The organism is Sphingomonas sp. HMP6 (assembly GCF_013374095.1).
Classification (GTDB): Bacteria; Pseudomonadota; Alphaproteobacteria; order Sphingomonadales; family Sphingomonadaceae; genus Sphingomonas.
This window is the reverse complement of the sequence record NZ_AP022672.1, coordinates 1,707,863-1,723,480: the sequence shown is the minus strand read 5'-3', so window position 1 is coordinate 1,723,480 and position 15,618 is coordinate 1,707,863. Positions and strand designations below refer to the sequence as shown.

Annotated in this window: 14 protein-coding genes; 1 reads left to right on the top strand and 13 read right to left on the bottom strand. The window is 63.9% G+C overall.

What is annotated here, in order from left to right; genetic code table 11:
- Positions 1-9: 9 nt before the first annotated feature.
- From HMP06_RS08545 to HMP06_RS08505, 9 genes are all read right to left on the bottom strand, one after another.
- Positions 10-1,038: a protein-glutamate methylesterase/protein-glutamine glutaminase gene (locus HMP06_RS08545; RefSeq protein ID WP_176496706.1), complete on the bottom strand. Its 1,029-nt coding sequence runs from the start codon at positions 1,036-1,038 to the stop codon at positions 10-12.
- The gene (locus HMP06_RS08540) at positions 1,035-1,925 is read right to left on the bottom strand and encodes a CheR family methyltransferase (protein WP_176498442.1); all 891 of its coding nucleotides are present in this window, start codon (positions 1,923-1,925) and stop codon (positions 1,035-1,037) included. The genes HMP06_RS08545 and HMP06_RS08540 overlap by 4 nt, the downstream gene beginning before the upstream one ends.
- On the bottom strand, positions 1,925-2,419 hold the full coding sequence (locus tag HMP06_RS08535; RefSeq protein ID WP_176496705.1) for a chemotaxis protein CheW: 495 nt from the start codon (positions 2,417-2,419) through the stop codon (positions 1,925-1,927). The genes HMP06_RS08540 and HMP06_RS08535 overlap by 1 nt, the downstream gene beginning before the upstream one ends.
- Entirely contained in the window at positions 2,416-4,572 is a 2,157-nt protein-coding gene (locus HMP06_RS08530) for a chemotaxis protein CheA (protein ID WP_176496704.1), read from the bottom strand. Before HMP06_RS08530 ends, HMP06_RS08535 begins: the two co-directional genes overlap by 4 nt.
- A complete protein-coding gene (locus tag HMP06_RS08525) occupies positions 4,569-4,934 on the bottom strand; it encodes a response regulator (RefSeq protein WP_176496703.1) in 366 nt (121 codons plus the stop codon). Before HMP06_RS08525 ends, HMP06_RS08530 begins: the two co-directional genes overlap by 4 nt.
- Complete coding sequence (locus HMP06_RS08520) at positions 4,931-5,236, bottom strand: STAS domain-containing protein (RefSeq protein WP_176496702.1); 306 nt, start codon at positions 5,234-5,236, stop codon at positions 4,931-4,933. Before HMP06_RS08520 ends, HMP06_RS08525 begins: the two co-directional genes overlap by 4 nt.
- 49 nt (positions 5,237-5,285) lie before the next feature.
- Positions 5,286-6,170 carry a flagellar motor stator protein MotA gene (gene motA, locus HMP06_RS08515; RefSeq protein WP_176496701.1) on the bottom strand — a complete coding sequence of 295 codons (885 nt, stop codon included), beginning with the start codon at positions 6,168-6,170 and terminating at the stop codon, positions 5,286-5,288.
- Between the two features lie 84 nt (positions 6,171-6,254).
- Positions 6,255-7,067, bottom strand: coding sequence for a class I SAM-dependent methyltransferase (locus HMP06_RS08510; RefSeq protein WP_176496700.1), 813 nt, complete (start codon positions 7,065-7,067; stop codon positions 6,255-6,257).
- On the bottom strand, positions 7,064-9,484 hold the full coding sequence (locus HMP06_RS08505) for an HAD family hydrolase (protein WP_176496699.1): 2,421 nt from the start codon (positions 9,482-9,484) through the stop codon (positions 7,064-7,066). Before HMP06_RS08505 ends, HMP06_RS08510 begins: the two co-directional genes overlap by 4 nt.
- Before the next feature lie 142 nt (positions 9,485-9,626).
- Between HMP06_RS08505 and HMP06_RS08500 the strand changes: the two genes are divergently transcribed.
- Complete coding sequence (locus tag HMP06_RS08500) at positions 9,627-9,986, top strand: flagellar biosynthesis regulator FlaF (RefSeq protein ID WP_176496698.1); 360 nt, start codon at positions 9,627-9,629, stop codon at positions 9,984-9,986.
- A 107-nt stretch (positions 9,987-10,093) separates the two neighbouring features.
- On the opposite strand, the gene HMP06_RS08495 is transcribed toward HMP06_RS08500, so the two are convergent.
- The 4 genes from HMP06_RS08495 to HMP06_RS08485 form a co-directional block, all read right to left on the bottom strand.
- The gene (locus HMP06_RS08495) at positions 10,094-11,680 is read right to left on the bottom strand and encodes a methyl-accepting chemotaxis protein (RefSeq protein WP_232089928.1); all 1,587 of its coding nucleotides are present in this window, start codon (positions 11,678-11,680) and stop codon (positions 10,094-10,096) included.
- A 1-nt stretch (position 11,681) separates the two neighbouring features.
- Positions 11,682-11,951 carry a hypothetical protein gene (locus HMP06_RS17905; RefSeq protein ID WP_232089927.1) on the bottom strand — a complete coding sequence of 90 codons (270 nt, stop codon included), beginning with the start codon at positions 11,949-11,951 and terminating at the stop codon, positions 11,682-11,684.
- 74 nt (positions 11,952-12,025) lie between these two features.
- Positions 12,026-13,894, bottom strand: a complete 1,869-nt coding sequence (locus HMP06_RS08490) for a methyl-accepting chemotaxis protein (protein WP_176496696.1) — start codon at positions 13,892-13,894, stop codon at positions 12,026-12,028.
- Between the two features lie 64 nt (positions 13,895-13,958).
- On the bottom strand, positions 13,959-15,515 hold the full coding sequence (locus HMP06_RS08485) for a globin-coupled sensor protein (RefSeq protein ID WP_176498441.1): 1,557 nt from the start codon (positions 15,513-15,515) through the stop codon (positions 13,959-13,961).
- Positions 15,516-15,618 lie beyond the last annotated feature (103 nt).

The window sequence follows — 15,618 nt, the reverse complement described above, 5'->3', positions numbered from 1 at the left end:
CTCCCAAACTTACTTGCGGCAAGCGCCGAGGATCGCCTCGGCCATTGCTGATAGATCGACTTCCCGATCGACCGCGCCCAAAGCGAACGCTGCGCGCGGCATTCCGTAGACCACGCACGTTTCCTTGCTCTGACCGAGCGTTCGCGCGCCGGCCGCCCGCATCGCGAGCATCCCTTGCGCGCCGTCCGACCCCATGCCGGTCAGCATCACGCCGACCGCGGCTGCGCCGAGCTGGCTCACCGAATGCAAAAGCACATCGATTGACGGCCGGTGTCCGCCGACGGGATCGCTGGGCCGAAGCTTGATCCGACCGTGAATGCCGCCTGCAAGCTCCATGTGCGTGTGTCCCCCTGGTGCAATATAGACGGTTCCACGTGCGATCGGGGTGCCGTCACTGGCTTCGACGACGCGCAGCGCGCATTCTTTGTCGAGCCGAGCGGCAAAGCCCGGGGTGAAGGCGGCGGGCATGTGCTGGACGATCAGGATCGGCGGGCAGTCGCTCGGCAACGCCTTCAGGATGGAGAACAGCGCCTCAACTCCACCGGTGGACGCGCCAATCGCGATTACCACGTCGCGCAGCGATCCGGGAGCGGACGGTTTGACCGGAACGATACGATCCGGCGCCCGGCGCGCGGTCGATCGTGCGGCACCCTTCACGGTTGCGCACAGGCGTGCCGCGTCGAGTTCGATCTCCAGCGGATTGCCGGTCGGTTTGGCGATGCAATCGACCGCGCCGAGACGCAGCGCCTCGATCGTCGCCTCCGCGCCGCGCGCGGTGAGGGTCGAGCACATCACGACCGGCATTGGGCGCAAACGCATGATCCGCTCGAGGAAGGACAGGCCGTCCATCCCCGGCATTTCGATGTCGAGGGTCAACACGTCGGGATTGAGATCCTTGATCATCGTGCGTGCCGCATTGGGTTCGGGGGCCACGCCGATGACTTCGATCTCGGGATCGGCGGACAGAATCCGTTTGAGGGCGGCCCGCATCGACGGGCTGTCATCGACGATCAGGACGCGGACAGGAGTGCCGCTCATCGCACTGCTCCAGTAGGTTTACGATAAATCGTTTGGCCGCAATTGGTCATGCCGCTGGTCGCGGGACCGATCAGCCGTTCGGAATGCCCAATGTACAGATAGCCGCCTGGCGCGAGCATTCCGACGAAGCGTGCCTCGAGCTCTTCTTTGGCGGCTTCGTCGAAATAGATCATGACGTTGCGACAGAAGATGACGTCATATTGCTGGCGCATCGGCCACTGATCGAACAGGTTCAACACCCGCGCGGTGACCAGCGAACGGGCCTCTTCCGCCATCACGAAATCGGCACCGGCGGGCCGGATCCAATTCGCGCGATAGGCGGCGGGCACCGGTTCGATAGACTCCGCCGAATAGACGCCGCGTCGCGTGCTTTCCACCACATGCGGCGCAAGATCGGTGGCCAGCAGCCGCACGTCGCCATGGCGTAGCCACGCTGCGGAAGTGCGGTCCTGCCCGAGCAAGCACATCGCGATCGTGTAGACTTCCTCACCGCTCGAACAGCCGGCCGACCAGATCCGCACCGGCTGGCTCCGCGCCCGTTCCTGCAGCCACGGCAGCGTGGTCTGGCGGAGATGTTCGAAATGGTGATTCTCGCGGAAGAAATGCGTGTGGTTGGTGGTCAGCGCGACGATCATCGCGCCGCGTTCGACCGGGTCTGACTCGACCAGTCGGATGTAATCGCGGAATGTCGCCAGACCATGATCGCGCAAGCGGCGGCTGAGCCGCGACTGCACCAATGTCGTCTTTGCCGATGTCAGATGGATCCGCGCATCGCTTTGCATGATCCGTGCGATCGCAGCGAACTCGGCACTACCGAGCTCGGCCGAAACCGATGCGCGTAACGCGCCTGATCCGCCGCCATCGGCGCGTGTCGCCGCGTCTTGCATCACGCAGCCAGATCGAGATGGCGCGTGAGGCTGAGGGCGTCGAGATCGAGCAGCAGCACCATGCCCGCGGCTTCGACCGACGCGACGCCTTCCTGGGCGCGCGGCACGACTTGGATCAGCCCGGCGATCACGTTCTGCTCACCGATCTCGACTTCGGGTGCAGGTTGCACGTCGTCGTCGTTGATCACGATGATGTCGGCGACTTCGTCAACCAGAAACCCGGCCTGCTTGCCGGCGATCGTGACCACCAGGATGCATGAGCGCGAGTGGAGGACGCTCGGCGTCCATCCCAGCCGCTCGGCCAGGCCGACGACCGGAACGACGGTGCCGCGCAGATTGGTGACGCCCTTGATGAAAGCGGGAACGCCCGGCAGCGGGGTCGGCTCTTCCCATTCGCGGATTTCGATCAGCGCCTTCATGTCGATGCCGAACATCTGTTCGCCAAGCGAGAAGGTCACGATCTTGCGTTCACCGGGCGTATTGAGAGTGCTCATGCTGCCAGTCCTTTGAGGGGGAATTTCGAATTTACCTGGCCGGGCGTTGCGACCAGCGCGTCGATGTCCAGGATCAGGGCGATTGAGCCGTCGCCGAGGATCGTCGCGCCGCCGAGGCCGCGAATGGGATGCAGATTCTGCTCGAGGCTCTTGATCACCACCTCGCGCCGGTCGTCGATCGTGTCGACCATCAGGCCGACATTGCCCGCGGTCTCGCTCTCGACGATGATCACCAGCGATTCCTCGGGATCGCGGCGCGTGTCGGCCGAGAAGCCGAACAGGTCGGTGAGGCGCTTGACCGGCAGATAGGCACCGCGCAGTTCGATCACTTCGCTGGTGGGTGTCATCGTGCGGACCTGACCTGGCTCCGGCCGAACCGTCTCGATCACGTTGGCAAGCGGCAGCACGAAGCGTTGGCCGGCAAGCCGCACAATCATTCCATCGAGAATGGCCAGCGTCAGCGGCAGGATCATCGTGAAGCAGGTGCCCACGCCAGGGGTCGACGTGATGTCCACCCGGCCACCCAGCGCCTCGACGTTGGAGCGGACCACGTCCATTCCGACGCCGCGGCCGGAAATGCTGGAGATCGTCTCTGCGGTCGAGAAGCCCGGCGCGCAGATGAGCTGGTCGATTTCCTCGTCGGACAGCACCGCATCGGCAGGGATGATGCCCTTTTCGATCGCCTTTGCCTTCACGCGGACGCGGTCGATGCCCTTGCCGTCATCGCTGACCCGCACGAAGATGCGCGCGCCCTTCTGTTCGGCGGACAAGGTGATGTGGCCCTCGGCAGGCTTCCCCGCGGCGATGCGATCGGCCGGACGCTCGATGCCATGGTCCATGGCATTGCGGATCATGTGCGTCAGCGGGTCGCCGATCTTCTCGATCACGCCCTTGTCGACTTCGGTCGTCTCGCCGTTGATTTCGAGCACGACCTGCTTGCCCGTCTCGGCGCCGAGATCGCGCAACATGCGCGGTACGCGGGAGAAGGCCTGGCGGATCGGCTGCGCGCGCAGCGACATGACATTGTCCTGAATCTCGCGCGTCAGACGTGCGAGTTCGGGCAGTTCGACACGCTCCTGATCGGCCGGAGACAGCCGGTCGGACAGAATAGAGCCACGGATCACGAGCTCGCCGACCAGGTTGAGCAGCATGTCGAGCTTGGTCAGATCGACGCGGATGGTCTGCTGTACCGGGTCCATCGGCCGCGGTTCGGGCGGGGCGGCGGCGGCGCGCACGGCCGCCGGTACCACCGCTGCAGGGGCCTTCTCGACCAGGGTCAAGGTCGGCGCGACCGCAACTGGCTCGGGCTCGCGCTCGGGCGTCACCACGGCGAGCGGCGCGCGTTCCTCGCGCGTGATCTCGACGCGCGAATCCGGCGCGACGAAATCGAAACATTCGGCGATCGCGCTTTCCTCGATCGTCGCCGGGACCGACATGATCCAGACGAGATAGCTCTCTTCCGCATCCAGTTCGCGCAACGGCGGCAACGCCGAATAATCGACGCCGACAATCGTGCCACCCAGCCGCTCGAGTTCGCGGACGCTGAGCAGTGGCTCCGCACCATTGGCGAGCGCGGCGCGCGACGGCGCGAAATGCACGATCCACGGCGCAGGCGTATCCGACTCCAGATCGAGCGAAACCTCGACCGGCTCGAAGCCGAACGGATCGAAATCCTCGACCGCCGCGATCACCGGAGTGAACCCGAATTCGTCGCCCGCCACTTCGGGGGCGGCTTCTGCCGTGGCGGGGGCCGGTTCGTCGCCGGCACCCTTGTTCGCCAGCACTTCCTCAAGCGCCGCCAATGCGGCTGCATCGGCAGGGAGCGGTGACGTGCCTTGTGCTGCCGAAACGTGATCGGTCAGGATGTCGAAGGCGGTGAGCATGACCTTGGTGACCGCAGGTGTCGCCGGAATTTTGCCGCTGCGAACCTCATCGAGCACGTTTTCAAAGCAGTGCGAGAACGCTCGCAACGCTTCATGACCGAATGCGCCGGATCCGCCCTTGATCGAATGCACCGCACGGAACACGCCAGCGATCACCTCTTTCGAGACATCGCCAGCCGCCATTGCCGACAGCCCCTGTTCGGCCACGGCCAGCCCCTCGGCACATTCTTCAAAGAAGATGCCTTGGATCTCGTCGAGTTCCTCGCTCACGGGCAGACGCGACGGATCGCCGCCCCCAGCTTTTCGGCGTCGAACGGCTTGGTGATCCAGCCGGTCGCCCCGGCCGAACGGGCGCGGGTCTTCTTTTCGTCGGAGAATTCGGTCGACAGCACCAGGATCGGCGTGCCGCGAAAGTGCGCGACGGCGCGGACGGCTTCGATCAACTCGAACCCGTCCATCTTGGGCATGTTGATGTCGGTAATCAAAAGATCGGGTTTGACGTCGTGCATCCGTTCCAGACCGTGAACGCCGTCATTGGCGCTCTCGATGCGAAAGCCTTGTGCGGTGAGCGAGGTCTTAAGCAGCATTCGCATGCTGGCCGAGTCATCGACGGTGAGGATAAGTTTGCTCACAAAGACACTTCCTTTCCGGCTTCGAGGCCGATCGCTTCGGCCAGTTGGCAGCCAACGACGCGTTCTGAAAAAGCGGCGCTTGCGCCGGTGAAATGAAACAGATGATCGTTTTGCAGGGCGTCTTCACGCGCCGCGATCAGCAGTTGCAGCACAGCTTGACCGACACTGAGCAGCTCCGATGCGTCGATCGCGGTCGCCGACGCACAATCTGCCGCGAGCATTAGCTCCGCCCGAATGGCTTCGGCCGTTACCGTCGTGGCATGGCCGGTCAGCACGATGGTGCCGGGATCAGTCGCGGCCATGCTCGGAACCACGGCCGCAGCCTCGGTCCCATCGGTGGCGAGTGCGAGATCAGGCGGGTTGGGCGTTAAGGTCATTTTTTGCCTCATCGAGAGTTTGCTCGAGTTGCTGGAAGGAGGGGGCGAAGCTCGACGGAACCATCCGCCGGGCGATGTCGATGGCGACCTGTGTGGGCAGACCTTGGGCGTGGGCGAGGATCGCGGTCTTGGCGATCGCGAACGGCTTGCAATCGTCCTCGACGACCGACAGCAATTTCGAAGCGAGCGGTCCGACCAGGCAATATGCGAGCAGCACGCCCAGGAACGTGCCCACCAGTGCGCCGCCGATCATCCCGCCGAGCACCTCGACCGGCTGGTCGATCGACGCCATCGTCTTGATGACGCCGAGCACGGCGGCGACGATGCCGATCGCGGGCAAACCGTCCGCCATCGTCTGCAATGCAGTTTGCGGCAGCAATTCCTCGGCGTGGTGTTTGTCGATATCGTTTTCCATCGCTTCGGCGAGTTGGTTCGGATCTTCGAAGTTGATCGTCATCATCCGCAAATAATCACAGATGAACTCGATCAGATGGTGGTCGGCGAGCAGCCGCGGATACGGCTTGAACAGTTTGCTTTCGGCGGGATTGTCGAGATGCGGTTCGATGCCCGTGGCGCCCCCTTTCTTGAAGGTGGCCAGGATGCCGAACATCATCGTCAGCAAATCGCGATAATCGCTGTCCTTCCAGCGCGACCCTTTAAAAGAGCGCAGCAGACCCTTGCCTGCGGCCTTCACCGTCGCCAGCGAATTGCCGACGATGAACGCGCCGATTGCAGCTCCGCCGATCGCCATCATCTCGTGCGGCAACGCATGGAGGATAACCTCCATCTTGCCCCCCGACATCAAGAAGCTGCCGAAGACGCATCCGAGAATGAGGAGGAAACCCACACCGTTTAACATGATACGCCAAAACTCTCCGGACTGAACGCTCTGTATTAATTATAGGAGAGGCGCGCCGGGCGGGGTGCGGCGGGCGGCAATTCTCTACGCCGCGCGATCCTGCCACTCGATCACCTTCATATAATTGCGCAGGCGGTTGCGCTCCATCGCGGCCAGCAAGCCGTTGTTGTGGAATGGCGCTACCAGCGTGGCCACTTCGGCGCTCCATGGCGCGGTCGCATCGAACACGATGCCGAGGCCGAATACCGCGGGAATATGCGCCCAAGCGAGCTCCCGACCCGTGGCGCGAGCATCGCCGATAAAATCCTCGACCGCTGTCAGCACGCCGTTGCGCGGTCCGCCGCTATGATTTGCCATCGCCCAGTCGGTGCCGCCACGGAAGCCCTGGCCAGAGACAAGTTCGGCGCGATCGAGCATCGTCCCGGCACCGAAGGTATGCGGATGGCGGTATTCGGCGGGGATCCGATCAGGCGCGTAATACATGTCGCGCCGCGCGGTGGGCCAGCATACGTCGTGCAGAAACGCCAGCAAAGGCCTCCCGTCCCGGGTTCCGAGGGCGTCGGCGGCCTGTAGCTCATGCAATACGGTATAGTAATTATGGTCGCCGTCGATCACCCACGCATCGACGTCGCGCAGCGCGTGCATGACGTCGAGACTTGCCGCGGCAAGGTGCGTAACTCCGGGGGCGGTACGGGCCCAGGCGATGAATTCGGGCCGTGGGGCCGGGTCGATGCTCGTCAGGCAGCCGTCCGCGGCAGCGGCATAATCCGCCAGCAATTCCGACATGCCGCCGAACTCCGCCCCGATCTCGACGATGTTGCGCGCACCCGACAGCCGCAGGCTGCCCAGGATGAGGTCCGAAAATTCGGACATCGAATGAATCAGCAAATTGCTCATCGCGAAATTTCCATGGTGGCATTGGCGGGTATGGGTTGTGAAAGTGCGTTCACCACGCGCAGCGCGATCGGGCGGAACACGACGGCGAGCATCATCGGACGTGCATCGCGCCGCGGCGGCGGGGGGATCATCATGAAGGCGGCGGAATCCTCGCAGCGATAGAGATGCGGTGCGGGCTGCTCGATCCCCTCAAGCGTCGGCACCGCGACGATCTCCTCGAGACCCGAGCGTTGTTGATCGCTCAGAAAGCGTTCGACCGGCATGAAAGTGACACTTTCGATCTGAACCCAGTCATACAGGCGGCCGAACTGCAGCCCGATCGAGAAGCGAAAATCGTCGATCGGGATCGGCGCGATGTAATATCCGTCATGCGTTGGCGTCGCAGTGATCGTTGCGGTATCGACCGTGCGGCCATCGGCGATCAGGATCGGCAGCGTGATCGTCTGGTCGATGAAATCGGCATATTTCAAACCCAGGCCAAAACGCTTCTGTGCAAGCAGCGTGAGTTTGACGGCGAGCCCTTCGCCCTGCAACTCGGCCGGAAGGTACATTCGCTCCGACCCGCGCATGTAAAACAGCCCGCGCTGACGCAGACCGCGGCGGCCGATCGCCGGATCGAACAGCGGCACGACATCCTGCACACCGAGGTTCACGTCATGCTGGAATTGCGCCAGCACTGCCAGTTCCTGCGGCATCGGCAAGAACATGAGACGGGCGAGCACGGCGACCGCGGAACTGCGCATTGCCGCCATGTCGATCGCGCCGGCCGGGCGAACGATTGCACGACTGGCGTCCCGCACATACCGCACGGTGCCGCGTTGAACGGCGTCGCGCGTTTCGCTTTGCCGGCCCTTGATCGCATTGGCCGAGCGGACCGGCGCGCCATCGGCGGTATAGTCGATCACCGACCCCTGCGCGGCGGTGCAAAGCTGTTCGAGCACGGCAACGTTGCCGCACAGCGCCTCCAGCGTGGCCGCGTCATAATGCTGCGGGTCGACGAAGCCGGTCTTGTCGAGGCCGGGCATATCCTGCTCGCGCAGCAGCAGATAGCGGCCGGCAATGCCGACCTCGAGCGTCTCGCTCAGGACGCGGTCGATCCGATTCTGGACCGATCCATTATAGCCAAGGTCGACCAGCATCAGAACATCGCCCTGGGCTGGCGCCACGGTGGCGCGCAGATAGCCCGCGAGCCGATCGGCAAATGCGCTGGATCGGGCGAGAATGCTTTTCATGCGCGGGGCCGATCGCACCGCGCGGAGCAAGGCGGGGAAGGGCGCCTGTCTCGGCAAATCGCGCAGGATCACGGCGATTTCCTGCGGTTTGAATAGTAACTGCTTCAGGATCGCCTCGATGTTCGATCCCATCTCACCGCTCAGATAGGCCAGCACGTCGGCCTCGCTGCGAAACGAGGACGCGGTCGCGGTGAAGCGGCTAATCTCGGTCGCGTGCGTCGCCGCTTCGCCTTGCTGGCAGGCGTCGAAGGCGAGCCGGGGTAAATGCCCGTCACGCATCAGGAACAGAATGTGGACCTGGCCGCCGTCATTCTTCGCACGCAGGCGTTCGGCCTCGGCGCGGACCCAGCGCGCAAAGCCGTGAAGCAAGGGCCCGATCGTGGTATAGCCAAGCACCTCGGCGGTATCGTCGATATCCGGCTCGCCGAGCGCGATGGTGGCGCGGTGCGGCTGACTGTGGCGATCAGGCGGTGTGGTGCCGACGTGGATCATTGCGCCGGTTGCCGCCTCGAGGCGAAGGCGCTGTTCGGTGGTTTCGGTAAATTGCTTCAAGTGAAGCGCCTGAACCCCGGCTTTTTGCCCGCCGATCAGATCGGCGGCGCGATTGTCGCCAATGTGCAGGATCGTTTGCGCCGGCACGCCCAAGTGCTTGATGACCGCATCGAGCAGGCCCTCGCCCTTGGATACGCCGAATTCGGACGAACAGAAGATCTGGTCGATCAGCGCGCGCACGTCGTCGCCCGCAGCATTAGCAATCAGCGTGCCGAGCTGCGCCGCATCGAGATACGTGTCGCTGACGATGATCACGCGGAGCCCGCGCGCCTTCGCGTCACGCATCAGCGCGATGACCGGCGCGAAGCCGAAGCAATGCTGCGCTTCCGCCGCCAGTTCCTGCGCGACCAGCATCGCCCGTTTGTCTGCCGCGGCATTAGGCAGCAATTGCGCATAGATGTCGGCGATGCCGACTTCGTTGCAGCGGCGGCGCAGCATCGCTTGCGCTCGTGCGCGCTGTTCGGCCCAGATCCGTTGCATCGGGCTCGGCCCGTCGAGGACGCGGAACACGTCGCTCGGCGCGTGGGTGTCGCGCCACAGCAAGGTGTCGAAGCAATCGAGCGACAGAATCCGGACGTCTGGTCGCGTTTCAAGCGCGATCGGCAAGTCACGGGCTAGGATCGAGTCGTTCATGCGGGATGGTCCTGCAAAGCCTTTGGGGACGGCGGCCGCACGGCGCGCCCAGCTCATTATAGGACGATGCATCCGCAGCGGCGGCTTCGCGCCGCCTGCACGGCAAATCGTCTAGAATAGACTATCAGCCGGAGGAAATTGCATGTCTCTCAACGCCTATCTTCGTGCGCGAACTATCGCGGAAAGCCCGCGCCAGGCCGAACGGCGTCTCATGCTGGAAATTACCGGGGAGATGATCCAGGCGCGCGACGCTGGTCTAATGAAGGGCGCGTTGATGCCCGCGCTGCATCGCAATCGCGAAGTGTGGAGGACGTTTTCGGCGGTGTGCGGCACCGTCGGCAACACCCTGCCCGACGGTCTGCGCGCAAGCATCATCTCGCTTGCTTTGTGGGTCGATCACTTCACCAGCGATGTGATCACTGGCCGGGAGTCGATCGATGATCTGATCGAGGTCAATCGCGACATCATCGACGGATTGTCGGGAACGGGCATGGCCGGCTGAACCGGCGGGCTAATTCTCCCCGATCCAGAACGAAATCTGCCGCGGCGCCCAGGGGCGCCGCGGCAGTTTTGTTTCTGCGAGTAAGCGGCGCCGACGCGACGCTCGGCCTATCGCCCGACTTGGGTTTTTCCGGTACGCGCCGCCAGCGTTTCCGCCGAAGGACGGAAGTGGACGGGGGCGCCGCGCGACTTTGTCTCGACCCGAAACTGCGCAGCCTGGTTGGTGAGCGAGATCACTTCGGTCGTCAGGTTGCGTGCGGCGGCAGAGGTTTCCTCGACCATTGCGGCATTTTGCTGGGTCGCCTGGTCCATCGTGTTGATCGCCGCGCTGATCTCCGAAATCGCGTTCGATTGGGCGGCATTGTCCGATGCCATGTCTCCGAGCAACGCGTGCACCCCGGCGACTTCAGCCGAAATATCGACGAACGATCCGTCGACCTTCCTGACGGCATCCACCGCAGTCCCGATTTCACTCTGCGTGACGCTCAACTGATCGCGTGCGCGCTTTGCTTCTTCCTCGGCGCGCATCGCAAGCGCCGATACGAGATCGGCAACGACCGCGAAGCCGCGCCCGGCATCGCCCGCTCGGCCTGCTTCGACCGCAGCATTCATTGCCAGCACGCGGGTCTGAAAGGCGATCTTATCGAGCCCTTCGATGACGCTGTCGATGCCCTTGGCGCTGTCCGACACGCGGCCCATCGCCTGTACGGCTTCCTCGACGGTTGCGCGACCGACTGCGACCGTGGCGATGGCCCCATCGGCGCGCTGCACGGTGGTAATGGCAGATGCGCTCGTCGCCTTGATGCGCGATTCGATCTGGCACAGTGCCGCGGAGGTTTCTTCGAGGCTCGCGGCACTGCTTTCCGTGCGGCGCGCCAGATCTTCGGATGCTTGAGCGATCTGGCTCGATCCGGTGCGGATCCCGTCGGCGCTTTCGCTGACCGATCCGATCAACTGCCGCAAGCTGGTCAGCGCGCCGTTGAAGTTGCTGCGCAGCATCCCGTAACCTTCGGGATATTCGGCGTGGATCTCCGCGGTGAGGTCACCCTCGGTCAGGGCCATAAGCCCCTCGCCCAGTGACGCGGTAACGACGGCAACGGCGTCGGCCTGCTCGGTGCGTTCCGCTGCCAATGCGTCCGCGGCGCTCTTACGCTCCTCATTCTGGCGTTCGATCGCAGCAAGCAGCGCCACGATTCGCGCGCCGAGCCACATCAACGTCACTGCCTCGACGATCAGGATCACAGCGTGGAAGCCGACCCGACCGACCGAGCCAGTTCCCGTGAAAATCCATTGCGGGATCAACAATCCGAAGCCGATATGGTGGACCGCGACCACGCCGGCCGCAGCACAGACAGCCTTCCAGTCGCACAGGATCGCGACAATCGCGAGCAAGGCGAAGAACGTCATGTGCAGGTCGACTTGCCACGGCTCCCCTTCGAAAGCGAAGAGCAACAGCACCGGCATGATCATGACGGTGATGCTTGTCAGCATCCGCGCGGACGCATCGGTGCGCTGTTGCATCGCCATCGCGCCGGGCAGGATCGCGAGCAGAACGGCCAGCACCGCAGCGGGCCATTTGCCGGGCAGGGTGACGAAGAGCGCGCCCGCCACGACTGCCACGGCCAACACCGTAATCAACCCGGCCAGCACGCGCATAGCTGTCAGGCGAAGGGAGGTGAGATCGATCGTGGGCATGTCAAAGGTCCTTGGAGCGGGCAGCGCCACACGCGGTGAAGCGTGTGGTAACGAGCACGGTGCCGTGCGAAAGTGCGGGTAAGAGCAAAGCGGCCAGCGAGCCGTTGACGACGTAGGATCCGGCATAGGGGCCAGGCGCAATCAGCGTGGCTCCTGCGTCCCGTACCCAGCCGATGCTGGCGGCGGGATCGCCGGGCAGCAACGGTGCGATCAGGATCATGCCTTCGGCTGGTGGTGCCAGCGCGAACGCCGATCCGATCGTGAGCAGCAAGCCCTGAACAATGGTTGCCCACCGTCGGCTAGAACGCGGTGCTTTCATATGAAGCGCAAGGCTCGCCGACTGGCTCAAAAGGCGTTCCAGTCGTCGCCGCCAGCCGTGGCAAGCGCCGCGACGGGTGAGCGATAGGGGGCAGGGGCCGATTTCGCCTGCGCAGGCGCCGCCACAGTTGCTCTCTCCGCCGACGCGCGCCGCCGGGTCGATCCGCCGTCGATCGTGAACATCGCGGTCTGACCGGAGAGCGAGGTTACCTCGGCCGTCAGGTTGCGCGCTGCGGCCGATGTTTCCTCGACCATCGCGGCATTTTGCTGGGTCGACTGGTCCATCGCGCCGATCGCTGCCGAAATCTGCGTGATCGCGGAGGATTGCGCGGCGGCATCGTCGGCCATCGCGCCAAGCAATTTATGCACTTCCCCCACATCGCCCGAGATATTGGCGAGCGCGCCATCGACATTCTGCACCGCCTGCACCGCAGTGCCGATTTCGGCCTGGGTGACGGTCAACTGATCACGCGCGCGCTTGGCTTCTTCCTCGGCGCGCATGGCGAGCGCGGAGACGAGATCGGCAACCACCGCAAACCCGCGCCCGGCATCACCCGCACGCCCAGCCTCGACCGCCGCGTTCATCGCCAGCACCCGCGTCTGGAAGGCGATCTTGTCGAGGCCCTCGATCACGCTGTCGATGCCCTTGGCGCTGTCGCTGACGCGGGTCATTGCCTGGACGGCTTGCTCGGCGGTCGCGCGCCCACCACCGACGGTGGCGATCGCCTGATCGGCGCGTGCTACGGTCTGGCCAGACGATACCGCCGTTGCTTTCAGCCGGGTGTCGATCTGCACCAAGGCGGCGCTGGTCTCCTCCAGGCTCGCCGCATTGCCCTCAGTCCGCCGCGCCAGATCTTCCGATGCCTGCGCGATTTCGTGCGAGCCCGTGCGGATTCCGTCCGCGCTTTCGGTAACGCCGCTGATCAGGCTGCGCAATTTGTTCAACGCCATGTTGAAGTTTGTTTTCAGCGTTTCGAAATCACGCGGGAAGGCGCGATCGATCTCGGCAGTCAGATCGCCTTCGGAGAGTCGGGCCAGGCTGCCAGACACGATATTGATGACTTCCTGCTGCTGCGCGTCGTTCTCAAGCTTGGTAGCGGCGGCAGCCTCCTGCGCGACCGCTGCATCACGGAACAGCAGAACGGTTTTCGCCATCGCGCCGACCTCATCGCCGCGCCCGACGCCGGGTATCTCGACGCGGTTTTCCCCCGAAGCGATGCGCCCCATGGTTTCGCGCAGTGCATTGAGCGGGCCGGTGATCCCGACGCGGGCGACTAGCACACTAACGGCCATGCCAATGATCGCACCGACGATACTGGCGATCATCACGGTCCAGGCGGTCGCAGCGGCGGCATCGCTGAGCTTGGCGCTTCCAGTCTGCGCGGCGGCGATACTCGCTTCGTTATAATCGGCCAGGCTCTTGGAGAAATCGTGCGCGACGATATCGGCTTCCTGAAGCACATTCTTCGCGTCGTCGTCGCGATTCTGCCTGCCGAGCGCTGCGGCCCGCGCCGTCAGGCGATGCAAATTCTCCATCGCGGCGCGAAATTCCGCAACTTTGGACGCAGTTTGCGGGGACGTCTTTTCCGCAAAGGCAAAACGGTCAAGCGCGCTTTCATACGCTTCCTTTTCGGCAGCGACCGCGGCCTGAGCCTCCTTGCTGGCACCATCATAGACCAACGCTTGATACGCCGATCCGGTCATCACCGCGATCCGGCGGTTAACCTGGGTCAGTTTGACACCCGAGATTAGATCGTTCGTCAGGTTCAAATAGACTGCATCGGAATTGCGCAACTCGCGTGATCCGATCCAGGCGACCGCGACGGTCAAGAGGCCGAGCATCCCCAGCAAGGCGATGATCTTCGTCGCGATTTTCGTGTCTTCAAGAATTTTCATGTCGAGGTCCTGGGGTTTTGATAGGCGATTGTCGTCGCTGGCGACGGTGGCGGGGAAATCTGCGTCAGAAGGCGTTCCAATCGTCGCCGCCCGCCGGAGCAAGCGCCGTGTCCCGCGCCTGGAGCGCCGCGACCGGGGAGCGATAGGAGCGTGTGGGCACCGGGGTGCTGGCGGTGTGCGGCACGTGCGCTTGCATGCTCGGCCTGCTTGCGCCGGGATCGATCGTGAACATCGCCGTTTGGCGGGCGAGCGAGGTAACCTCTGCGATCAGGTTGCGCGCGGCCGCCGACGTTTCCTCGACCATTGCGGCATTTTGCTGCGTTGCCTGATCCATCGCGCCGATCGCCGCCGAGATTTGCGTGATCGCGGAGGATTGCGCGGTCGCATCGTCGGACATCGTGCCCAGCAGCGTGTGGACTTCACCCACGTCGACCGAAATGTTCGCCAGTGCGCCATCGACCTTCTGCACCGCCTGCACCGCGGTAACGATGTCGGTCTGGGTGAGCGTGAGTTGATCGCGTGCGCGCTTGGCTTCTTCCTCGGCGCGCATGGCGAGCGCGGAGACGAGATCGGCGACGACCGCGAAGCCGCGCCCGGCATCGCCGGCACGACCCGCCTCGACCGCAGCATTCATGGCGAGCACGCGTGTCTGGAAGGCGATCTTGTCGAGGCCTTCGATCACGCTGTCGATGCCCTTGGCGCTGTCGCTGACGCGCGTCATTGCCTGCACCGCTTGCTCCGCCGTCTCGCGGCCACCCCCAACCGTCGTGATCGCCTGATCGGCGCGCGTCACGGTTTTGGTGGAGGAAGCGGCGGTCGCGCGCAGCCGTCCGTCGATCTGCGCCAGTGCGGCACTGGTCTCCTCCAGGCTGGCGGCATTGCTCTCGGTGCGGCGCGCAAGGTCTTCGGACGCTTGGGCGATTTCGTTGGAGCCGGTGCGAATGCCCTCGGCGCTGTGAGTCACGCCGCCAATCATGTCGCGCATCGAGGACAGAGTCTGGTTGAAGCTGCCCTCGAGTGTTGCAAAGTTGCTCGGCAGACCGCTCAGCACGGTGACGAGATCGCCCTCGGAAAGTGCCTGCAACGCTTGGCCGAGCTTCGCGATGGCCTGGTCGCGCTCGGCCTGACTCTGTTCGAAATAGATCGAAACCGACATTTCCAGATCGAGCAGTGCCGCCTTGACGATCGCAACGCTGGCGACGCTGGCGGGCGGGGTGCGGAACCGAGAAAGCAAGCGACGCCATGGCGAACAGCGCTTGGCAACTCCGAGCAGTAATTTTTCCAGAACGAGCGCATACGCACCGACATACCAGCGGGGCTCCAGCCCGATCCGCGCATGCACCCCGCCGATCCGGCGGACGCTCGAATGAAATGCGTCGTCGAACCGGCCGCTCGCAATGCGCATCCAATGCGCGTCCTGCGCCGCCTTCGCTTTGGCCATATGAGCTTCGTCGCGGAAGAAAGCCGCCGTCTCGGGCGTCGCGCGCGCATTGGTGTAGAAGTGATCGAGCCCGTCACCGATCGTCGCGGCAATCATCGGCGCAATCTCGGCCAGCGTTGCCTGATCCTGCTGGGTGATGCCCATGAACTTCAGGCGCGCCAGCACATGTTCGTTAATCATCTTCGGCATACTCCAGTCGCGCAGGGTCGGTCGCTGAGGACGCGGTCAGGGCCACGGATGTAATATAGGATGATGTTGGCTAGATCGGTCCGTTAGGGCAAGA